Here is a 20392-nt window from a genome sequence, read left to right as displayed (position 1 = left end):
GCAGAAACCTCAGGACAAGTTTTTGGCCGAAATCCGGAGTTGACCGCAGGATTTTCAGACAGCCGGCAACTGCATGGCCAGCACCTTCTCGGTCTGGGCCTTGCGGAAGGCCTGCAGCTTCTCGTTCAGCGCCGCATCGCCGTTGGCCAGCATGGCGACGGCGAACAGCGCGGCATTGGCAGCACCGGCCTCGCCGATGGCGAAGGTGGCGACCGGGATGCCCTTGGGCATCTGGACGATGGAGTGCAACGAATCGACACCGGACAGCGCGCGCGACTGCACCGGCACGCCGAGCACCGGCACCGTCGTCTTGGCGGCGAGCATGCCGGGCAGGTGGGCAGCGCCGCCGGCGCCGGCGATGATTGCCTGCAGGCCGCGCGGCGCGGCGGTTTCGGCGTATTCAAAGAGCAGGTCGGGCGTGCGGTGGGCGGAAACGACGCGGGCCTCGAAAGCGACGCCGAAGTCCTTGAGGATGACGGCGGCGGCCTGCATGGTCGGCCAGTCGGAGTCGGAACCCATGACGATGCCGACGGAAATCTTCTTTTCAGACATTAACGAATCCCCGCTTTACGTTCGGCGGCCTCGATGGTGTTGGCCAGCAGCATGGTGATGGTCATCGGCCCGACACCGCCCGGCACCGGGGTGATCTGGCCGGCGACTTCGAGACAGTCGGCGAAATCGACGTCGCCGCACAATTTCCCGTCCGGGAGGCGGTTGATGCCGACGTCGATGACGACGGCGCCCGGCTTGATCATGTCGCCGGTGACGAATTTCGGCTTGCCGACGGCGGCGACGACGATGTCGGCGCGGCTGGTGTGGAATTTCAGGTCGCGGGTGCGCGAGTTGCAAACGGTGACGGTGGCGCCGGCGTTGATCAGCAGCAGTGCCATCGGCTTGCCGACGATGTTGGAACGGCCGATGACGACGGCTTCCTTGCCGGTGAGATCAACGTTACCCTGCTCGAACATCTTCATCACGCCGTAGGGCGTGCACGGGATGAAGCGCGGATTACCCTGGGCCAGCGCGCCGACGTTCTCGGCGTGGAAACCATCGACGTCCTTCTCGGCGGAAATGGCTTCGAGCACCTTTTCCTCGTCGAAGAGCTTGGGCAACGGCAGTTGCACCAGGATGCCGTGGATCGCCGGGTCGGCGTTCAGCTCAGCGATCTTGTCGAGAACGACCTGCTGATCGACGTCCTTGTCGTAGACGATCTTCTCGGAATGCATGCCGATGGCCAGGCAGCCATTGACCTTGTTCTTCACGTAGACCTGGGAAGCCGGGTCCTCGCCGACCAGAATGACCACCAGGCCGGGCTTGTGTCCTTGGGCAGCGAGCGCTTCCACGCGCGCCTTGAAGCCCTGGCGCAGTTCCTCGGCCAGCGCCTTGCCATCGATTATTTGTGCCGTCATCGTCGTATCCGGAAAACAAAAGGGGAAAGGCAGGCCGCCTTTCCCTCGAAGTTTCAGGATTTTACCAGAAGCCGGGGCCGGCTTCCTCATTCCGCGGCCGGTCGCAGCAGATTCAAACGTCATCGCCCATGCTATGCTTGCCGGGCCTCCAGCCGCCCTCGCCCCCGCCATGAACGCGCAATCCCGGCCGCGCCACCGCGAACCCGAAAACCCGACTCCGTTCTGGGAGCGCATTCCGCGCTTCTTCCTGTTTCCGCTGCAGCCGGCAATCCTCGGCCGGCTCGGCCTGGGCGCGGCACTGCCGGCGCTCTGCTTCCTCGCCCCCGGCGCCATCAGCGGCTTGCTGCTGTTCTTCGGCGGCTCGCTGTGGGCCTGGTTCTCGGTACTCCGCCTGGGCAGCCGGATTGCGATCGAGACCAGTCGCGGCCGCCTGCAGCCGGGCGACTACGACGACAGCACGCGCGAGGGACTGGGCCTGCTGCCCTTCGCCATCTTCGCGCTGTTCTTCGTCAGCGGCCTGGTCGTCGGGCTGGTTCAGGGCATGTTCGGCAACCTGCCGGCGATGGCGATGAACTTCGTCGTCTCGCTGCTGCTGCCGGCGTCGCTGATGGTGCTGGTCCATTCGCGCAGCCTCCTCGCCGGGCTCAATCCGTGGCGCGCCGCAACGCTGATCGGCAGCGTCGGCAAACCCTACCTGCTGCTTTGCGTCTTTCTCTTCTGCCTGTCCAGCGCGCAGATGTTCCTCACCTGGCAGTTGTATGCCTTCGGCCTGAAGCCCATCCTCGCCAACCTGATGGCCGGCAACTTCACCCCGGAAAATGGACAGACGCCAATCGACCTGATTGGCGAACTGTTCGCCCAGCAACGCGTGCGCATGGCCTCGGCGCTGTTCTGCGCCAATCTGGCGGCGATGTTCTTCACCATGATCGCGTTCAACATGCTGGGTTACGTGCTTTACCAGTACCACCGGATTCTCGGCATCCCGCTCGCCCCGGCGGCGCGCGGCGGCAATCCGGCAACGGCGGCGGAAGACGGTCCGGCGGCGCAGATTGCCGAACTGATCGCCGCCGGCGAACTGAACCGCGCCATCGACATCGCCTACGAGGAACAGCGGGTGCATCACGAGGATGTGACGGCGCACGAGCGTTATCACAAGCTGCTGCACCTGGCCGGCCGCAAGGACCGCCTGCTGCCCCACGCCAATCGGCTGATCCCCCTGTTGCTGCAGCGGCAGATGGCCGGCCGGGCGGTCGACGCCTGGCGCCGCTGCCGCGAACTCGACGCCGATTTCCGGCCGCAGGAGCCGGCCATTGAACTGGCGCTCGCCGAAGCCGCGCACAAGCTGCGCGAAAACCGGCTGGCGCTCGACCTGATGCGTGCCTTCGACAAGCGCCACCCGCGCCACCCGCTGATCCCCGACATCTATTTCCTCAGCGCCCGCATCCTGTGCGAGGAATTTCGCCAGGACGCGATGGCCGAAAAGATCTTCACCGCCATCGCCACCCGCTATCCACAACACCCCTGCGCCGAGAAAGCCGCCGAATACCGGCGCACCCTGGCCCGCCTGCGCGGCGCCGCCAGCCCGGCCTGAGCCAAGCGCAATTCGGGCGGCTCGCCGCAGGAACCCCGGCCTCAGCCGGCTAGTCGGCTCAGGGCGGCGGCGGCCGTCGCATCGCCGGCATTCCGGCGAACCCCGGCGGCGGCCAGCAACAGCCGACGGCAACGCGGATCAGCCGGCGCCAGCGCGTGCAACAGCCGCGCCGCCCGCTCCAGTTCGAGCCCCCGCCCCTGACCGAGGAAGACCTCGGCCAGTGCCGCCAGCCGGTCGGCGTCGAGGCGCGGCCGCGGCTGTGCCAGTTGCAGGTAGTCCATGAACACCGTCGGCAGCATCGCCTGCATCGCCGCGTTCCGGGAAGCTTGCCCCAGGAAGCGACGGCAGGCCTGGTGAAACTCCGCGCTGGCCGGTGCCAGCTTGAGGACGTTCAGGCACTCCTGCCACACCGCCGAATCGCTCCCGGCATGCGCAGCCGCCCGGCCGTAGGCCTGCCGCGCCAGTTCGAAATCGGCCTCGCGCATCGCCTTGCGCGCCTGCGCCAGGTGACGATCCCGGCGCTCCGTCGCGGCCGGCACCGCCTGCCGCGCCACCCCTTCGTCCGGCAACAGGCGTTGTTGCGCCTGTTGCAGCAACGGCAGGGCAAGCAGGCCGCCAGTCAGCAGACCGCCGATGTGGGCTTCGTAGGCGACCCGTCCGCCCCCCAGCCAGAGCAGTTGCACGGCCTCGTTGAGCAGCCAGATCGGCAGGGCGAGCAGCGCCGGGGCGCGGACGATGTCGAAATAGACGACGATGAAATAGAAGAAGGGAATCCGCCGCCAACGCAGCAAAACCGAGAACGCCCCCATCACCGCGGCGATCGCACCGGAAGCGCCGATCAGCCCGCTGCCGTTGGCGGCGAACAGCCACATGCCGGCACCGGCCAGTCCGCCAAGGAGGTAGATGGCGAGGAAGGCGGCGCTGCCGACCAGGCCTTCCACCGCCGGCCCGATCAGTACCAGGACCAGCATGTTGCCGAGCAGATGGGAAACGTCGCCGTGCAGGAACTGACTGGAAAAGGCGGTGAGCAGGGTCGGCTGATCGCTGCGGAAGGCATAGCGCTCGCCGACCACGCCCGCCATCAAGCCGTCGAAACTCTGCCGCGCCTGCCGCCAGCGGCCGTGCATCTCGTCTGTCGGCGGCACCACCGTGCCTTGCCGGAGCTCGCCCATGAACGCCCGGTCATCCGCCATCTGCTCCAACAGCGGCGCCAGATCGCGCCGGTTCTTGAGCAGGCGATCGAACTTTGCCACCGCCTCGTGATCGCCGCGGCCGAGCAGGTGAGCCCGGTAGCGATCAGGCTCGATCTCGGCCAGCACGCTGCCCGAGTAGTAATCGACGGCGCGCCGGAAACGCGCCTCGTCACCCTGCTGCAGACCGAAGAAGACGAACAGGTTGACGACGACCAGCAACACCACGCCGACCGGCAGGTAGGGCGGGATGATGCGGGAGAGATAGGGCATCAACAGCATGCCGCCGATTCTTGCAGAAAGGCGTCAGGCTGTCGATGTCGCCGGCATTGCCGGCGACGCCGCTTCAGGCGGCTTGCGCCGCGCCGACCGCTGCCCGGCCGGCGGCGAAAGCCCGCCGGTTCAGGTTGACCAGCTTTTCGCCCTTGCGCTGGAAGCGCTTGAGCACGCAGTCGAGCAGGGTTTCCGCCGGGAACGGCAAATGATCGGCGATGGCGCCGAGCATCACGGTGTTGCCGAGACGGATGTCGCCCAGTTCGAGGGCGATGCTGGTCGCGTCGAACGCCACCACCGGGCCACCGTTGTCGCGCATGGCGGCGATCGGGTTGTCCGGGTAGTCGAACAGGCCGAGCTCGACGACCGGCGGCACCAGCCGCGCCGTGTTCATCAGCGCGATCCCGCTCGGGCGCAGCATGTGCCGCCAGCGCATGCCCTCGGCCGCCTCGAAACCGAGCAGCACGTCGGCGGTGCCCGGCGTGATCTGCGGCGACAGCACGCGGGGGCCGAAGCGCAGGTGCGAGGAAACCACCCCGCCGCGCTGCGCCATGCCGGCGACTTCGGTCTTCTTGGCATCGTTGCCGAGGGCGATCGCCGCTTCGGCGAGGATTTCGGTGGCGGTCATGACGCCCTGACCGCCGATGCCGACAACGAGAATGTTGGTCGTCTCGCTCATGCCTGACAGCCTCCCTTGGCAAACTGGATCGGTGCGCTCGGCACATAGTGCTCGATCGCCTTCGGCGCGCAGGGCTGCAGGCAGAGGCCGCAGCCGGTGCACACCGACGATTCGATGCGCACGAAGGCCAGGTTGACTTCGCGGCCGCTCGCCTTGACCTCCTTGCCGCGGCGGGTGACGTGGATCGCCGGGCAGCCGACGTCGATGCAGTTGCCGCAGCCGGTGCATTTGTCCTCATCGACCGCGTAGGGCTTGAGCTTGTGGTAATCCTTGATCAGCACGCAGGGCTGGTCGGTGATGATGACCGACACCTCGGGCACCTTGACCTCCTCGCGGATGGTCTTGAACAGCACCGGCAGCTGATACGGATTGACCACGTGGATGCGCTCGTCCTTGACGCCGAGCGCCGACACCAGCTTGGCGAAGTCGATGCGCGGCGCCTCGTCGCCGTGAATGTCGCGGCCGTTGCCCGGGTTGTCCTGGCCGCCGGTCATGCCGACGGCGCGGTTGTCGAGCAGCAGGACGGTGACGTTGCCCTTGTTGTACACCATGTCGAGCAGACCCTGCATGCCCATGTGCAGGAAGGTCGAATCGCCGATCACGGCGACCACGCGCTTGTCCTTGTCGGATTCGCCGCGCCCCTTGTCCATGCCGTGGGCGATGCCCATCGAGGCGCCCATCGAGACGCAGGTATCCATCGCCTGCCAGGGATGACCGGCGCCCAGCGTGTAGCAGCCGATGTCGCCGGAGATGTTCAGGTTGCGCACCTGCGACAGCGTGTAATAGACGCCGAGGTGCGGGCAGGCGACGCACATCGTCGGCGGTCGCGGGAAAACCTGCAGGGCGGTGGCGGCCGGCGTTTCCGGCAGCGGCTCGCCGAGCAGGCGGGCGATCGCCGGCTTGAGCACGGCCGGCGACAGCTCGCCCTGCAAGGGCAGGATGTCCTTGCCGATCACCGCGATGCCCTGCGCCTTCAGTTCGGTTTCGACCAGCGGCTCGACTTCCTCAACCACCACCACCTGATCGACCATTGCCGCCAGTTCGCGGCACTTCTCGAACGGCACCGGGCAGGAGAAGCCAAGTTTCAGTACCGGCGCATCCGGGAAGGATTCGCGCACGTGCATATAGGCCGGGCCGGAAGCGATGAAACCGACGCGGCGGTCGTTGCCCGGCTCGATGAAGTTGAGCGGCGAGGTCTCGGCCAGCGCGCGCAAGTCGCGCTCGCGCTGGAACATCAGCGGGATGCGCTTGCCGGCGTTGCCCGGGACCATCACGAAGCGTGCCGGGTCCTTGCGGAAGCCGGCGCCGACGTGAGCCTGCCGTTCGCCGACGGTGACCAGCGCCTTGACGTGGTTGATGCGCGTCGTCATGCGCAGGATCACCGGCACCTGGAAACGCTCGGAGAGTTCGAAGGCTTCGAGCGTCATCGCGTAGGCTTCCTGCGAATCGGCCGGCTCGAACACCGGCACGTGGGCGAAGCGGCCCCAGTGGCGGGAATCCTGCTCGTTCTGCGACGACGACAGGCCGACGTCGTCGGCAATGGCGATCACCAGGCCGCCGCTGACGCCGGTCAGGGTCAGCGTCATCAAGGCGTCGGAAGCGACGTTCATGCCGACATGCTTCATGCAGCAGAAAGCGCGCGAGCCAGCGTAGGCGGCGCCGATCGCCACTTCGAGCGAAACCTTTTCATTGACCGACCACTCGGCGTAGAGGTCCGGATAAGTGGCGATGACTTCGAGCATCTCGGTCGCCGGCGTGCCGGGATAGGCGGCGGCAACCTTGACGCCGGCCTCCCAGACGGCACGGGCAACGGCTTCGTTGCCGGACAGGAAGAGACGGCTGGCGGCCGGGGCGGGCATAACTGCTGCCATGAAAACTCCTGACTGAAACAAAAGCTGTTGATTGTAAAGCGATAGCTCCCTGGTAATTTGATACAGCGCAACTTGCCGGCGATTTGTTTTTTGTTACGTATCGCCGACGCAACGGATCGCCAAACCGGCGCAAAGATTATTGCACGATACGAATTTTGTTTTTACAATGCGCAACAGAAGCTAAGTGTAAACACGGGGTGTGATCCTCCGTGCAAAGCGTTAAAGTTGTCCGGCTTACCCAGCCGGACAGAATGAAAACCCACGTAGGAGACAAACCATGGCCGAACAGCCGAACAACCTGCCCGCCGACCAGGACCCGCAGGAAACCAAGGAATGGAAGGACGCCCTCGACGGCGTCATCAGCAACGAAGGCGCCGAACGCGCCCACTACCTGATCGAGACGCTGATCGCTCAGGCCCGCGAGGACGGCATCGACATCCCGTACTCGGCGAACACCGAATACATCAACACCATCCCCGCCGACCAGCAGCCCAAGTACCCGGGCGACCCGGACATGGAAATCAAGATCCATTCCTACATCCGCTGGAACGCCATGGCCATGGTCGTGCGCGCCAACAAGGACACCAACGTCGGCGGCCACATCGCCTCCTTCGCCTCGGCCGCCGCGCTGTACGACGTCGGCTTCTCGCATTTCTGGAAGAGCCTCGACCACGAAACCGGCGGCGACCTGATCTTCTTCCAGGGCCACTCGGTACCGGGCGTCTATTCGCGCGCCTTCATGCTCGGCCGCCTCTCCGAGGAGCAGATGGACAACTTCCGCCAGGAGACCGGCGGCAAGGGCATTTCCTCCTACCCGCACCCGTGGCTGATGCCGGATTTCTGGCAATTCCCGACCGTCTCCATGGGCCTTGGCCCGATCCAGGCCATCTACCAGGCCCGCTTCATGAAGTACCTCGCCTCGCGCGGCCTGATCGACGCCGCCAAGGCGGAAAAGCGCAAGGTGTGGGCCTTCCTGGGTGATGGCGAGACCGACGAAGTCGAATCGCTCGGCGCCATCGGCATGGCCGGCCGCGAGAAGCTCGACAACCTGATCTTCGTCATCAACTGCAACCTGCAGCGCCTCGACGGCCCGGTGCGCGGCAACGGCAAGATCATCCAGGAACTGGAAGCCGAATTCCGCGGCGCCGGCTGGAACGTCATCAAGCTGATCTGGGGCACCCACTGGGACGCCCTGTTCAACCGCGACAAGAAGGGCATCATGAAGAAGCGCATGATGGAACTGTGCGACGGCGAGTACCAGACCTTCAAGGCCAAGAACGGCGCCTACGTCCGCGAACACTTCTTCAACACGCCGGAACTCCGCGAACTGGTCGCCGACTGGACCGACGACGACGTCTGGCAACTTAACCGCGGCGGCCACGACATCTTCAAGATCTTCGCCGCCTACAACGCCGCCGTCACCCACAAGGGCGCCCCGACGCTGATCCTGGCCAAGACCATCAAGGGCTTCGGCATGGGCCAGGCCGGCGAGGCGATGAACATCTCGCACCAGCAGAAGAAGATGGACAAGGAGCAGATCGCCCGCTTCCGCGACCGCTTCGCGCTGCCGGTACCGGACGACAAGCTGGAAGAACTGCCCTACCTGAAGTTCCCGGAAGACTCCGCCGAATACCAATACATGCGCGAACGCCGCATGGCGCTCGGCGGCTTCCTGCCGTCGCGCCGGCGCAAGGCCGAGCCGCTGGCGATCCCGGCGCTGGACAAGTTCGAGGCCCTGCTCAAGGCCTCCGGCGAAGGCCGCGAACTGTCCACGACGATGGCCATCGTGCGCATCATGAACATGCTGTTGAAGGACAAGCAGGTTGGCCGCAACGTCGTCCCCATCGTCCCGGACGAATCGCGCACCTTCGGCATGGAAGGCATGTTCCGCGCCGTCGGCATCTGGAACCAGCAAGGCCAGAACTACGTGCCGGAAGACCATGACCAGCTGATGTTCTACAAGGAGTCGAAGGACGGCCAGGTGCTGCAGGAAGGCATCAACGAGGCCGGCGCGATGAGCGACTGGATCGCCGCTGCCACCGCCTACTCGGTGCATGGCGTGCAGACCATCCCGTTCTACATCTGCTACTCGATGTTCGGCCTGCAACGCGTCCTCGACCTCGTCTGGGCGGCGGGCGACCAGCGCGCCCGCGGTTTCCTGGTCGGCGGCACCGCCGGCCGCACCACGCTGAACGGCGAAGGCCTGCAGCACGAGGACGGCCACAGCCTGGTCCTGGCCAACCTGATCCCGAACTGCGTCTCCTACGACCCGACCTTCCAGTACGAAGTCGCCGTCGTCGTCCAGGACGGCCTGCGCCGGATGAACCAGGAGCAGGAAGACGTCTTCTACTACATCACGGTGATGAACGAGAACTACGAGCACCCGGAAATGCCCGCCGGTGCCGAGGCCGACATCATCAAGGGGATGTATGCCTTCAAGAAGGGCGGCGAGGGCGAGTTGCGCGTGCAACTGCTCGGCTCCGGCACCATCTTCCGCGAAGTCATCGCCGCCGCCGACCTGCTCAAGGCTGACTGGGGCGTCGAGGCCGACCTCTGGGGCTGCCCGTCGTTCAACGAACTGGCGCGCAACGGCCAGGATGCCAGCCGCTGGAACCTGCTCCACCCGCTGGAAGAACCGAAGCTGTCGCACGTCGAACAGAAGCTCGCCGGCAGCGTCGGCCCGGTGGTTGCCGCGACCGACTACATCAAGCTCTACGCCGAGCAGATCCGCCCCTTCGTCAAGGGCAGCTACGTCACGCTGGGCACCGACGGTTTCGGCCGTTCCGACACCCGCGAGAAGCTGCGCCACCACTTCGAGGTGGATCGCCACTGGGTGACGCTGGCGGCGCTCAAGGCGCTCGCCGACGAAGGCAAGATCGGCCGCGAAAAGGTCGCCGCCGCGCTGGTCAAGTACAACCTGGATCCGGCCAAGCCGAATCCGCTGTCGGTTTAAGAAGGGAGCGACAACATGAGCCAGATCATTGAAGTCAAGGTTCCCGACATCGGCGATTTCGACGAAGTCCCGGTCATCGAACTGTTTGTCAAAGTCGGCGACACGATCAAGGTCGACGACGCCATCGTCACCCTCGAATCGGACAAGGCCACGATGGACGTGCCGAGCCCGGTTGCCGGCACGGTCACGGAAGTGCTCGTTCAGCTCGGCGCCAAGGTTGGCGAAGGCGCGCTGCTGATCAAGGTCGAAACCGGTGCTGCCGCTGCCGCTGCGGCGCCCGCTCCGGCGGCTGCGCCGGCCCCTGCCCCGGCCGCAGCCGCGCCGGTTGCCGCAGCACCCGCTGCCGGCGGTGGCGTGGTCGAAGTGAAGGTCCCGGACATCGGCGACTTCGCCGAGGTGCCGGTGATCGATCTCTTCGTCAAGGTCGGCGACACGATCAAGGTCGACGACGCCATCTGCACGCTGGAATCCGACAAGGCGACGATGGACGTGCCGTCCTCCGCTGCCGGCGTGGTCAAGGAAGTGCTGGTCCAGCTCGGCTCCAAGGTGAGCGAGGGCGCGCTGCTGATCAAGGTGGAGACCGGTGCCGGTGCTGCCGCCCCCGTCGCACAGGCGGCTGCCCCGGCGCCCGCCGCAACGCCCGCCCCGGTGGCCGCTGCTGCCCCGGCTTCGCTGCCGGCCGCCCAACCGCAGGCCCTCGGCCTCGGCGCCAAGGTCCACGCCTCGCCGTCGGTACGCGCCTATGCCCGCGAACTCGGCGTCGACCTGTCCAAGGTCAGCGCTTCCGGTCCCAAGGGCCGCATCGTCAAGGAAGACCTGACCAAGTACGTCAAGGGCGTGATGTCCGGCGCCACCGCCGCACCGGTCGCCGCTGCCGGCGCCAGCCTGGGTGGCGGGCTCGACCTGCTGCCCTGGCCGAAGGTCGATTTCAGCAAGTTCGGCGAGATCGAGGTCAAGCCGCTGTCGCGGATCAAGAAGATTTCCGGCCAGAACCTGTCGCGCAACTGGGTGATGATCCCGGCCGTCACCTACCACGAGGACGCCGACATCACCGACCTCGAAGCCTTCCGCGTCCTGCTCAACAAGGAAAACGAAAAGGGTGGCGGCGCCAAGCTGACCATGCTGGCTTTCCTGATGAAGGCTTGCGTCAAGGGTCTGCAGAAGTTCCCGGAATTCAACGCTTCGCTCGACGGCGACAACCTGGTGCTGAAGAAGTACTTCAACATCGGTTTTGCCGCCGACACGCCGAACGGTCTGGTCGTGCCGGTGGTCAAGAACGTGGACAAGAAGTCGGTCTTCGAACTGGCGCAGGAATCCGGTGACCTGGCCAAGCAGGCGCGTGATGGCAAGCTGAAGCCGGCCGACATGTCCGGCGCCTGCTTCACGATTTCCAGCCTGGGCGGTATCGGCGGCACCTACTTCGCGCCGATTGTGAACGCGCCGGAAGTCGCCATCCTCGGCGTCAACAAGTCGGCGATGAAGCCGGTCTGGGACGGCAAGCAATTCGTGCCGCGCCTGACCCTGCCGCTGTCGCTGACCGCCGACCACCGCGTCATCGACGGCGCGCTGGCGACCCGCTTCAACGTCTATATCGCACAACTGCTCGCCGACTTCCGTCGCGTCGCGCTGTAAGGGAGAAGAACCATGAGCAATCTGGTTGAAGTGAAGGTCCCGGACATCGGCGATTTCGACAGCGTGCCGGTGATCGACCTGTTCGTGAAGGTCGGCGACAGCATCAAGGTGGACGACGCGATCTGCACGCTGGAATCGGACAAGGCGACGATGGATGTGCCGTCGCCGGTCGCCGGTACGGTCAAGGAAGTGCTGGTGCAGCTCGGCGCCAAGGTCAGTGAGGGTTCGCTGCTGATCAAGGTCGAGGCTGGTGCTGCGGCAACTGTCGCCGCGGCCCCGGCTGCCGCCGCTGCTCCGGTGGCGGCGCCGGTCGCCGCCCCGACGGCGGCCGCCCATGCCGGCAGCGCCGACATCGAATGCGACATGCTGGTGCTGGGCGGCGGCCCCGGCGGCTATTCGGCCGCCTTCCGCGCCGCCGACCTCGGGCTGAAGACGGTGATCGTCGAGCGCTATTCGACGCTCGGCGGCGTCTGCCTCAACGTCGGCTGCATTCCGTCGAAGGCGCTGCTGCACGTCACCGCCGTCATGGAAGAAACCGCCCATCTGGCCGACGCCGGCGTCAGCTTCGCCGCACCGCAGATCGACGTGGACAAGCTGCGCGCCCACAAGGAAAAGGTCGTCGGCAAACTGACCGGCGGTCTGGCCGGCATGGCCAAGGGCCGCAAGGTCGACATCGTGCGCGGCGTCGGCACTTTCCTTGATCCTTACCATCTGGCCGTCGAAGTCACCGACGGCAGCGGCCAGGACAAGACCGGCGCCAAAAAGGTGGTGAAGTTCAAGCAGTGCATCATCGCCGCCGGCTCGGCGGCCGTACATCTGCCCTTCATCCCGCAGGACCCGCGCATCGTCGATTCGACCGGCGCGCTGGAACTACGCTTCGTGCCGAAGAAGATGCTGGTCATCGGCGGCGGCATCATCGGCCTCGAAATGGCCACGGTGTATTCCGCGCTGGGCGCCAAGATCGACGTCGTCGAAATGGCCGACGCGCTGATGCAGGGCCCGGACCGCGACGCGGTCAAGGTCTGGGAAAAGCTCAACGCCCAGCGTTTCGAGCGCGTCATGCTGAAGACCAAGACGGTCGCCGTCGACGCCAGGGAAGACGGTCTGTGGGTCAAGTTCGAAGGCGAAGCGGCGCCGAACGCCGACGCCGTGCGCTACGACATGATCCTGCAAGCCGCCGGCCGCGCGCCGAACGGCAAGAAGATCGGCGCCGACCAGGCCGGCGTCATCGTCGACGAACGCGGTTTCATCCCGGTCGATGCGCAGATGCGCACCAACGTGCCGCACATCTTCGCCATCGGCGACATCGTCGGTAACCCGATGCTGGCGCACAAGGCGGTGCATGAGGCGCACGTCGCGGCGGAAGTCGCTGCCGGCCAGAAATCGGCCTTCGACGTCCAGGTCATCCCCGGCGTCGCCTACACCCACCCGGAAGTGGCGTGGGTCGGCTATACCGAGGACCAGGCGAAGAAGGAAGGCCGCAAGGTCGAGACCGCCAAGTTCCCCTGGGCGGCCTCCGGTCGCGCCATCGCCAACGGTGCCGACTACGGCTTCACCAAGCTGATCTTCGATGCCGAATCGCACCGCGTCATCGGCGGCGCCATCGTCGGCCCATCGGCCGGCGACATGATCGGCGAAGTCTGCCTGGCGATCGAGATGGGCTGCGACGCGGTCGACATCGGCAAGACCATCCACCCCCACCCCACCCTTGGCGAATCGATCGGCATGGCCGCCGAAATCGCCCATGGTTCTTGCACGGACGTCCCGCCGCCGCGCAAGAAGTAAAGGTCCTCTGCGTTACGCTAACCTCTAGCTAGCGTTCGTATTTGGCGACGGTTTCATCCGTCGCCTTTTTTTGTCCACCGGCGAGGGCGTGTTCACAGTAATCTGCGGGACGGCGTTTGCCGTGGCGGGATGGGCGCCAAGGCGCGAGGCGCTGGGAATGGTTGTTCCATTCCCGAGCCGAGCAACGCCGGCGACCGCCCGCCACGGCAAACCCGAAGGGCAAGGGGTTGGCGGGGCGCATTGCCGCGTTGCCGCTCGCTTGTGCAGATCACTGCACGGCGCGACCGGCGCCTTGCACTGCCTCCCCGCCAACCCCTTGCGCCGCCCGCTGCTTACTGTGAACACGCCCTAGGGATACCATTGGGAAAAACCGCCGGAAAGAACAACATGTCCCCGCCCCTCCCCACCGGATTCCGCCATCTGGTCTATGCGCTGGCCGATGCCCTCGACCTGGTCGGCATCGACGACGTCGGCCACGGCAAACGGGTCGGCATCATGGCCGCCGAAGTCGCCGAGACCCTCGGGCTGGCGCCGGAACGCCGCCTCTTCTTGTTCGAACTCGGCCTGCTGCACGACATCGGCGTCTCGTCGACCGTCACCCATCACCACCTGGTCACCGAATTCGACTGGGAAGGCGCGCAGGCGCATTGCCTGACCGGCGCCGAGCTGCTGCGCGACTTCGCGCCGCTGCAGGCTTACGCCGAGCCGATCCGCTACCACCACACGCCGTGGGCAAGGCTGCCCGCCGACCTGCCCGCCGACCTCCGCCAGGCCGCCAACCTGGTCTTCCTGGTCGACCGCGTCGATGCCTTCGCCGCACCGCACTACGGCGACGGCAGCCTGCTCATGTCGACCGGCGAGATCCGCGATGCGATCTGCCAGCACGACGGCAGCTACTTCGACCCGGCACTGGTCGCCGCCTTCCTGCAGGCGTCGCGCTCGGAGGCGTTCTGGCTGCGCCTGGAAATGCGCAACGTCCAGGCCAGCCTCGCCGACCGCCTCAACGAACCCGACCAGCGCACCATCGCCATGGCGGAGCTGAAGCAACTGGCCGGCATCTTCTCGCGCATCGTCAACGCCAAGAGCGCCTTCACCGCCCAGCATTCGCTCGGCGTCTCGCGCCTGGCCGGGCTGCTTGCCGGCTATCTGGGGGTCGCCCCGGAACGCCGCGAGCAACTGGAAATCGCCGGCCTGCTGCACGACATCGGCAAGCTGCGCGTTCCCGACGAGGTGCTCGACAAGCCGGCCCGCCTCGACGCCCGCGAACGCAGCATCATGAACACGCACAGCTTCGAGACCTACCAGATCCTGCGCCTGATCCCGGGGCTGGAGGAAATCGCCTACTGGGCCGCCTGTCACCACGAGGAACCGGGCGGCAACGGCTACCCCTTCCATCTGGCGGCGGAGACCCTGCCGCTCGAAGCGCGCATCCTGCGCGTCGCCGACATCTTCCAGGCGATGGTCCAGGATCGCCCCTACCGGCGCGGCCTGCCGGCCAGCGAGGCGCTCGCCTTCGTCGGCGAGCTGGTGACCCAGGGTCGGGTCGATGGCACGATCGCCGCCACCCTCGCCAAGCATCTTGACGCCGCCTACGCCGCGGCCCGCCCGGAAAGCCCATGACCGCAACAGCACAGACTCGGCGCAGCGCCGCCGAACAGCAACGCCTCGAAAGCCTGCTGCAGGAGATGTTCGAACACCGCATCAGCTTCAACGAAGTGCTCGGCCTCAAGGTCGCCTCGTTCGCGCCTGAAGCGCCGCAACTGCGCTTCGCGATGCGCCCCGAACTGGTCGGCCACTACCTCTACGGCCGCCTGCACGGCGGCGTGATCGCCGCCGCCCTCGACACCGTCGGCGGCTTTGCCGCGGTGGTCGGCATCGCCGAGAAGTTCTGCGGCGAGACCGCCGAGCAGGTGGCGCATCGCTTCGGCCGCATCGGCACCATCGACCTGCGCACCGATTTCCTGCACCAGGGCATCGGCCACGAGTTCACGGCCACCGGCCGCATCGTCCGGCTCGGCGGGCGCATCGCCTCGATCCAGATGACGCTGGAAAACGAAAGCGGCCTGCTCATCGCCACCGGCAGCGCCGCTTACGTGGTCAGCTGAGGCGCCTCAGCGGCGCAGCGCGGCGACCGCCTCGGCGGTGCTGAGCACGCCGTTGGCGATCATCCCGAAATTGACCAGTGCCGCCTGGTAGGCCGCTTCGCCGGGAGCGCCGACGGCATCCTTGACGACATAGACGCGAAAGCCGTTCTCCATCAGCGCCCGCAGGTGCGAGTCGACGCACAGGTTGGCGACCAGGCCGGCCAGCACCACGGTGTCGATGCCGCGGCTGCGCAACTGGTAGATCAGGTCGTTGCTCTCCGGGCCGTAGAGCTTGTGCGGGGCGACGACGACGGTCGCCGGATCGTCGATGTAGGGCTTGAAGCGGGCGTAGAAGTCGCCACCGCCGCCAGCGTCGCGGCGCAACGCTCCCATGTCGAGCAACTGGCGCTGCAGCGCGCCGGCGTGCGTCCACTTGCCGTCGAGCGCGCCGTAGACCAGCGGATCGACGGCGAACAGGTAGCCGCCGGCCTTCGCCGCCTGCATCAGGCGCTCCAGGTTGGCGACGGTGTCGAGGCGGGCGAGGTTGTCCTTGAGCAGCCCGTAGAGCTTGCCGTCCTCGCGCAGGAAATCGTTCTGCGGATCGGTGACGACGAGGGCGCTGCGCCCGGGTTCGAACTGCAGCGCGGCACCGCCCCCGGCACTGGCGGGAACGGCGGAGAAGAGCAGCGGTACGGCAAGGAAGAGCGAGACGAATGGCTTTTTCATGATGCATCCTTTCCTTCGGACAGGGATTGCGGCCGCCCGGCATGGACGGCCTGGCGGCATTTTCGGCAGCCCGGCGAGCGGGTTCCGTAGCTTTGGCTACACAAGCCGCCATCCCGCGCCAACGTAGCTTTTGCTACAGAAGGCCGGGCCGGCACGGACTAGCCTGCGCTCAGATCCCCGACCAAGGAGTACCTCATGCCTGCCCCATCCGCCCCGAACGCCGCCAGCTTCACCGGGAGCCGGCCATGAACAGCGGCCTTTCCGATTTCCTGATGATCGGCATTCCGGCCATTCTGACCGGCGCCATCGTCCTCACCCTGATGGTCCGCCGCGAACTGGCGCCGGCCGTCGGCCTGCGCGGCGAACAACGCTGGCTGCTCGGGCTGGCGCTGGGCATGGGACTGGTCGCCTTCAGCATCAAGCTGGGCGTCGCCCTGCTCCTCAGCAGCGCCCCCGGCGCCACCGTCGAAGCGCTCGCCGCGCGCGATTTCGGCAGCGCCGTCATGCCCGACGACGATAGCGTCGCGCTGATCAAGGCCTTCATCAACCCGGCCTCGGGCAACGGCCAGCGCTACGTCTGGGAGCGCCTGCCAAACCGGGCCCCAGCACCGGCCGGGCTGCCGACGACGGCGGCCCGGGTGGCGCTCGGCGAGCGCCTGTTCAACGAACGCCGATTGTCCGGCGACGGCACGCTGAATTGCGCTTCCTGCCACGACCTGACCGGCCATGCCGGCGCCGACGGGCGGCCGCTGGCGCGCGGCATCGCCGGCCAGGTCGGGCCGCGCAACACGCCGACGGTGTGGAACGCCGCTTTCCAGTCGGTACTGTTCTGGGACGGCCGGGCGCCCTCGCTGGAAGCGCAGGCGGGCGGCCCCATCCTCAACCCGGTCGAGATGGGCCTCGCCTCGGCGGAAGAAGCCGAGCGCCGCCTGGGGGGCGATGCCGACTACCGCCGCCTGTTCGCCGCCGCCTTCGGCGACGCAGCCGTCACCTTCCCGCGCATCGTCCAGGCGCTGGCCGCCTACGAGCGCACGCTGATCACGCCGGACAGCCCCTACGACCGCTTCGTCGATGGCGACGCCGGCGCCCTCAGCCCGGCACAGTTGCGCGGCATGGCGCTGTTCGAGAAGCTGGGCTGCATCCTCTGCCATCGCGGGCCGAACTTCAGCGACGCCAGCCTGCTCGGCGGCCAGAGCGCGTTGCGCTACTTCCCGGCCAATCCGACGCCTTACGAGAAGCGCTACCCGCTGCTCGGCGCCGACGGCCGCCCCGGCGTCTGGCGCGTGCCGTCGCTGCGCAACGTCGCGCTGACCGGCCCCTGGCTGCACAACGGCTCGGTGGACCGGCTCGACGAAGTCGTCCGCATCATGGCCAGCGCCCAGCTCGGCCGCTCGCGCCAGTTGCAGGCGTGGATCGACGGCGAGTCGGCGCTGCACGTCGCCGACCAGACGCCGCTGCCCGACGCTCAGGTCGCCGACCTGGTCGCCTTCCTCGAAGCACTGAGCAGCGACCGCCTGCGCCGCCAGGCGGGCTTGCCGGAGGATACCCGCCCGGAATAAGCTGGCGGGCATGGACGACATGACCCCGATCACCGAAATCGCCCCCTTCCGCAACCTGTCCGACGCCGGCCGGGCGTTGCTGGCGCAGGTCCAGGTCAGCGTCCATATGCGCTCGCCGCAGGCGCTGATCCACAAGGGCCAGGCGGCGTCCGGCGCCTACTTCGTGCTCGCCGGCCGGCTGCGCGTCTATGCGCTGGCGCCGAACGGCAACGAGGCCACGCTGTATTTCATCGGCCCCGGCGAAACCTGCGTCTTCGCGCTGAACAGCCTGTTCAACGACCTACGCTACCCGGCCTGGGTGCAGGCGGTCGAGGACACCCGGCTGGCGACCATCCCGGGACCGGTCTACCGGCGCCTGTTCGCGGTCGAACCGGAAGTCCGCGACCTGACGGTGCGCACCCTGTCCACGCTGGTCTTCCGGCTGATGGCCGAACTCGAGGAAGTGCACGCCTACCGGCTGAACCAGCGGCTGGCCAACGCCATCCTGGTGCACGGCAGCGGCGAGGGGCTGCTGCGCATGACGCAGCAGCAACTGGCCGACCACCTCGGCACGACGCGCGAGGTGATCGCCCGCCTGATCGGCGAACTGGTCGACGCCGGCCTGATCGAGAGCCGCCGCGCCTGCATCCGCATCGCCGACGCCGCCGGCCTCGCCCGCCTGATCGCCGGCGAGGCGGCGGCCTGAGCCGCCGCTCCCGGCTTAGAGGATGGGCACCACCGACTGCTCGCCGCGCTCATAGACGACGTTGGCGCGACCGACGATCAGCGGATCGAGGTTGCCGATCAGCTTGGTGTCCTTGTTCGTGTACGGCAGCTTGTGCAGGATGTAGCGCATGGCGTTGAGCCGCGCCCGCTTCTTGCAGTTCGACTTGATCACCGTCCACGGCGCGTCGGCGGTGTCGGTGTGGAAGAACATCGCCTCCTTGGCCTTGGTGTAGTCGTCCCACTTGTCGAGCGAGGCCATGTCGATCGGCGACAGCTTCCACTGCTTGAGCGGATGCACCTTGCGCTCGCGGAAACGGCGACGCTGCTCCTCCTGGCTGACCGAGAACCAGAACTTGATCAGGTGGGTGCCGTTACGCACCAGCATGCGCTCGAACTCCGGCGCCTGGCGGACGAACTCGGCGTATTCCTGGTCGGAACAGAAGCCCATGACGCGCTCGACGCCGGCCCGGTTGTACCAGGAACGGTCGAACAGGACGATCTCGCCGTTGGTCGGCAGATGCTGCACGTAGCGCTGGAAATACCACTGGCCGCGCTCGAGCTCCGAAGGTTTTTCCAGGGCGACGACGCGCGCCCCCCGCGGGTTCAGGTGTTCCATGAAGCGCTTGATGGTGCCGCCCTTGCCCGCCGCGTCGCGGCCTTCGAAGAGGATCACCACCTTCTGCCCGGTTTCCTTGACCCAGGCCTGCAGTTTCAGCAGTTCGACCTGCAGCCGGTACTTCTGCCGCTCGTAATTGCGGCGCTGCATCAGGTTGCGGTACGGGTAGCCGCCGTCGCGCCAGTCCTTGGCCAGTTCCTCGTCGGGATTGAGGGCGCTGCCGTCGGCGCCGACCCGGCGCTGCTTGAGCAGGCTGCGCAGCATTGTCTGCGCCTCCTCATCCGGCGAGTTGGCGAGGATGTCGCGCATCGCCGACAGCTTCGCTTCCTGAGCGGCGTCCACCGCCGCATGCACGGTGAAGGATTCGATGCCGGCAGCCGTCTGCGTCGGCGGCACGTCGCCCTGGGCGACCTGCCGGGGTTGCCGGCCGCTGCTGCGCTTGCTGGTTGTTTTCGCGGCTGCCGGCTTGCTGCTTGCGTTCTTCGTTGTCGCCATGAACTCCCCCTCTTGTAATGGTTGTGCCAAAGGGGCTATTTCACGCCGACCGCGAAAGCTTGTCTACTCCAGCATTTCCACCGGCACCATGGCGCGCAGCACGGTCTGCGTCTCGCCGCGCCGCAGGCGGTTGCTCAGCCACCACAGGGCGCCCTTCTTGATGCTCCAGTCGGCTTCCTGCCCGGCCAGCAAGAGCGAGGCCAGGCGCCCGAGACCGGGCTGATGGCCGACGATCAGCACCGAACCGCTGGCATCCGGCCACCCCGAAGCGGCAATCAGTTCCGAAACGCAGGTGTCCGGACCGATCCGGCGGTTGGTTTCGAACGGCAGGTCGAGCGCCTGCGCCGTCTGCTGGGTGCGGATCGCCGGGCTGACGATGATCCGCGTTTCCTTCGGCAGGCGCTCGCGCAACCAGCCGGCCATACGTTTCGCCTGCCGCTCGCCGCGTTCGGTCAGGCGCCGTTTCAGGTCATCTTCGCCGTCTTCGGCTTCGGCGTGACGCCACAGCAACAAATCCATGATCTCCTCCTCAAACACAGGAAATGATATAGCTGGATTATTACCGCCCCATGTCAGCGCCATGGGCGAGACGAATCAGGCGAAGAGATCGGGCTGCGGCTGGCGCAGGCTGTCGCGGCCGACGGTCAGCCGCACCTTGCTGCCGCGACGGCCGATCGCCTCGACCACCATGCGGCCGGCGCAGGCTTCGGCGACGACGATGACGTTGCGCGACTGCGCCCGCGTCCTGCCGACGTAGAGCGCCAGATTACCCGGTTGCGGAGTCCATTTGAGCATGCGTCATGATAGCCAGCGTGGCGCCGGCT

Annotated in this window: 17 protein-coding genes; 8 read left to right on the top strand and 9 right to left on the bottom strand. The window is 66.8% G+C overall.

From position 1 onward, the window contains the following. Positions 1–54: 54 nt before the first annotated feature. A complete protein-coding gene (purE, locus tag AC0KWY_RS16970; protein WP_474026650.1) occupies positions 55–552 on the bottom strand; it encodes a 5-(carboxyamino)imidazole ribonucleotide mutase in 498 nt (165 codons plus the stop codon). Further along, entirely contained in the window at positions 552–1409 is an 858-nt protein-coding gene (gene folD, locus AC0KWY_RS16965; protein WP_474026649.1) for a bifunctional methylenetetrahydrofolate dehydrogenase/methenyltetrahydrofolate cyclohydrolase FolD, read from the bottom strand. The genes purE and folD overlap by 1 nt, the downstream gene beginning before the upstream one ends. A 169-nt stretch (positions 1410–1578) precedes the next feature. Between folD and AC0KWY_RS16960 the strand changes: the two genes are divergently transcribed. Continuing rightward, positions 1579–3000: a tetratricopeptide repeat protein gene (locus tag AC0KWY_RS16960; RefSeq protein WP_474026648.1), complete on the top strand. Its 1422-nt coding sequence runs from the start codon at positions 1579–1581 to the stop codon at positions 2998–3000. A gap of 41 nt (positions 3001–3041) precedes the next feature. Here AC0KWY_RS16960 and AC0KWY_RS16955 read toward each other — a convergent pair whose 3' ends face one another. The 3 genes from AC0KWY_RS16955 to AC0KWY_RS16945 form a co-directional block, all read right to left on the bottom strand. Further along, positions 3042–4472 (bottom strand): rhomboid family intramembrane serine protease, encoded by a 1431-nt coding sequence (locus AC0KWY_RS16955; RefSeq protein ID WP_474026647.1) that lies wholly within the window; start codon positions 4470–4472, stop codon positions 3042–3044. 64 nt (positions 4473–4536) lie between these two features. Further along, a complete protein-coding gene (locus tag AC0KWY_RS16950) occupies positions 4537–5142 on the bottom strand; it encodes an indolepyruvate oxidoreductase subunit beta (RefSeq protein ID WP_474026646.1) in 606 nt (201 codons plus the stop codon). Continuing rightward, complete coding sequence (locus AC0KWY_RS16945) at positions 5139–7013, bottom strand: thiamine pyrophosphate-dependent enzyme (protein WP_474026645.1); 1875 nt, start codon at positions 7011–7013, stop codon at positions 5139–5141. Before AC0KWY_RS16945 ends, AC0KWY_RS16950 begins: the two co-directional genes overlap by 4 nt. Positions 7014–7290: 277 nt before the next feature. On the opposite strand from AC0KWY_RS16945, the gene aceE reads away from it, so the two are divergent. The 5 genes from aceE (at position 7291) to AC0KWY_RS16920 (ending at position 15488) form a co-directional block, all read left to right on the top strand. Continuing rightward, positions 7291–9966, top strand: coding sequence for a pyruvate dehydrogenase (acetyl-transferring), homodimeric type (gene aceE / locus AC0KWY_RS16940; RefSeq protein ID WP_474026644.1), 2676 nt, complete (start codon positions 7291–7293; stop codon positions 9964–9966). A 15-nt stretch (positions 9967–9981) separates the two neighbouring features. Then, positions 9982–11598 (top strand): dihydrolipoyllysine-residue acetyltransferase, encoded by a 1617-nt coding sequence (gene aceF / locus AC0KWY_RS16935; protein WP_474026643.1) that lies wholly within the window; start codon positions 9982–9984, stop codon positions 11596–11598. A gap of 12 nt (positions 11599–11610) precedes the next feature. Beyond that, complete coding sequence (gene lpdA, locus AC0KWY_RS16930; protein ID WP_474026642.1) at positions 11611–13383, top strand: dihydrolipoyl dehydrogenase; 1773 nt, start codon at positions 11611–11613, stop codon at positions 13381–13383. A 387-nt stretch (positions 13384–13770) separates the two neighbouring features. Beyond that, the gene (locus AC0KWY_RS16925; RefSeq protein ID WP_474026641.1) at positions 13771–15003 is read left to right on the top strand and encodes an HD domain-containing phosphohydrolase; all 1233 of its coding nucleotides are present in this window, start codon (positions 13771–13773) and stop codon (positions 15001–15003) included. Continuing rightward, positions 15000–15488, top strand: a complete 489-nt coding sequence (locus tag AC0KWY_RS16920) for a thioesterase family protein (RefSeq protein ID WP_474026640.1) — start codon at positions 15000–15002, stop codon at positions 15486–15488. Before AC0KWY_RS16925 ends, AC0KWY_RS16920 begins: the two co-directional genes overlap by 4 nt. 6 nt (positions 15489–15494) lie before the next feature. Here the strand turns inward: AC0KWY_RS16920 and AC0KWY_RS16915 are convergent, their stop codons facing one another. Further along, positions 15495–16193, bottom strand: coding sequence for a cysteine hydrolase family protein (locus AC0KWY_RS16915; protein WP_474026639.1), 699 nt, complete (start codon positions 16191–16193; stop codon positions 15495–15497). Between the two features lie 245 nt (positions 16194–16438). Between AC0KWY_RS16915 and AC0KWY_RS16910 the strand changes: the two genes are divergently transcribed. Both AC0KWY_RS16910 and AC0KWY_RS16905 read left to right on the top strand, forming a co-directional pair. After that, positions 16439–17752, top strand: coding sequence for a cytochrome-c peroxidase (locus AC0KWY_RS16910; protein ID WP_474026638.1), 1314 nt, complete (start codon positions 16439–16441; stop codon positions 17750–17752). A gap of 10 nt (positions 17753–17762) precedes the next feature. Then, positions 17763–18437, top strand: coding sequence for a Crp/Fnr family transcriptional regulator (locus AC0KWY_RS16905; RefSeq protein ID WP_474026637.1), 675 nt, complete (start codon positions 17763–17765; stop codon positions 18435–18437). A gap of 15 nt (positions 18438–18452) precedes the next feature. On the opposite strand, the gene ppk2 is transcribed toward AC0KWY_RS16905, so the two are convergent. The 3 genes from ppk2 to AC0KWY_RS16890 all read right to left on the bottom strand — a co-directional run bounded on the left by ppk2 (position 18453) and on the right by AC0KWY_RS16890 (position 20363). Further along, positions 18453–19568: a polyphosphate kinase 2 gene (ppk2, locus tag AC0KWY_RS16900; RefSeq protein ID WP_474026636.1), complete on the bottom strand. Its 1116-nt coding sequence runs from the start codon at positions 19566–19568 to the stop codon at positions 18453–18455. 63 nt (positions 19569–19631) lie between these two features. Continuing rightward, positions 19632–20087 (bottom strand): SixA phosphatase family protein, encoded by a 456-nt coding sequence (locus AC0KWY_RS16895; protein WP_474026635.1) that lies wholly within the window; start codon positions 20085–20087, stop codon positions 19632–19634. A 75-nt stretch (positions 20088–20162) separates the two neighbouring features. Continuing rightward, complete coding sequence (locus AC0KWY_RS16890) at positions 20163–20363, bottom strand: hypothetical protein (RefSeq protein WP_374326952.1); 201 nt, start codon at positions 20361–20363, stop codon at positions 20163–20165. Between the last annotated feature and the right edge of the window lie 29 nt (positions 20364–20392).

This window comes from Azonexus sp. MM2026_4 (genome assembly GCF_055901855.1).
This window is presented reverse-complemented; position numbering and strand designations above follow the sequence as displayed.

Coding starts and splice junctions, on each gene's coding strand:
- AC0KWY_RS16950 (WP_474026646.1), bottom strand. CDS start 5,142: ATGAGCGAGACGACCAACATTCTCGTTGTCGGCATCGGCGGTCAGGGC.
- AC0KWY_RS16910 (WP_474026638.1), top strand. CDS start 16,439: ATGAACAGCGGCCTTTCCGATTTCCTGATGATCGGCATTCCGGCCATT.
- AC0KWY_RS16905 (WP_474026637.1), top strand. CDS start 17,763: ATGGACGACATGACCCCGATCACCGAAATCGCCCCCTTCCGCAACCTG.
- aceF (WP_474026643.1), top strand. CDS start 9,982: ATGAGCCAGATCATTGAAGTCAAGGTTCCCGACATCGGCGATTTCGAC.
- AC0KWY_RS16945 (WP_474026645.1), bottom strand. CDS start 7,013: ATGGCAGCAGTTATGCCCGCCCCGGCCGCCAGCCGTCTCTTCCTGTCC.
- AC0KWY_RS16895 (WP_474026635.1), bottom strand. CDS start 20,087: ATGGATTTGTTGCTGTGGCGTCACGCCGAAGCCGAAGACGGCGAAGAT.
- AC0KWY_RS16955 (WP_474026647.1), bottom strand. CDS start 4,472: ATGCTGTTGATGCCCTATCTCTCCCGCATCATCCCGCCCTACCTGCCG.
- AC0KWY_RS16925 (WP_474026641.1), top strand. CDS start 13,771: ATGTCCCCGCCCCTCCCCACCGGATTCCGCCATCTGGTCTATGCGCTG.
- folD (WP_474026649.1), bottom strand. CDS start 1,409: ATGACGGCACAAATAATCGATGGCAAGGCGCTGGCCGAGGAACTGCGC.
- AC0KWY_RS16960 (WP_474026648.1), top strand. CDS start 1,579: ATGAACGCGCAATCCCGGCCGCGCCACCGCGAACCCGAAAACCCGACT.
- AC0KWY_RS16915 (WP_474026639.1), bottom strand. CDS start 16,193: ATGAAAAAGCCATTCGTCTCGCTCTTCCTTGCCGTACCGCTGCTCTTC.
- purE (WP_474026650.1), bottom strand. CDS start 552: ATGTCTGAAAAGAAGATTTCCGTCGGCATCGTCATGGGTTCCGACTCC.
- ppk2 (WP_474026636.1), bottom strand. CDS start 19,568: ATGGCGACAACGAAGAACGCAAGCAGCAAGCCGGCAGCCGCGAAAACA.
- AC0KWY_RS16890 (WP_374326952.1), bottom strand. CDS start 20,363: ATGCTCAAATGGACTCCGCAACCGGGTAATCTGGCGCTCTACGTCGGC.
- lpdA (WP_474026642.1), top strand. CDS start 11,611: ATGAGCAATCTGGTTGAAGTGAAGGTCCCGGACATCGGCGATTTCGAC.
- aceE (WP_474026644.1), top strand. CDS start 7,291: ATGGCCGAACAGCCGAACAACCTGCCCGCCGACCAGGACCCGCAGGAA.
- AC0KWY_RS16920 (WP_474026640.1), top strand. CDS start 15,000: ATGACCGCAACAGCACAGACTCGGCGCAGCGCCGCCGAACAGCAACGC.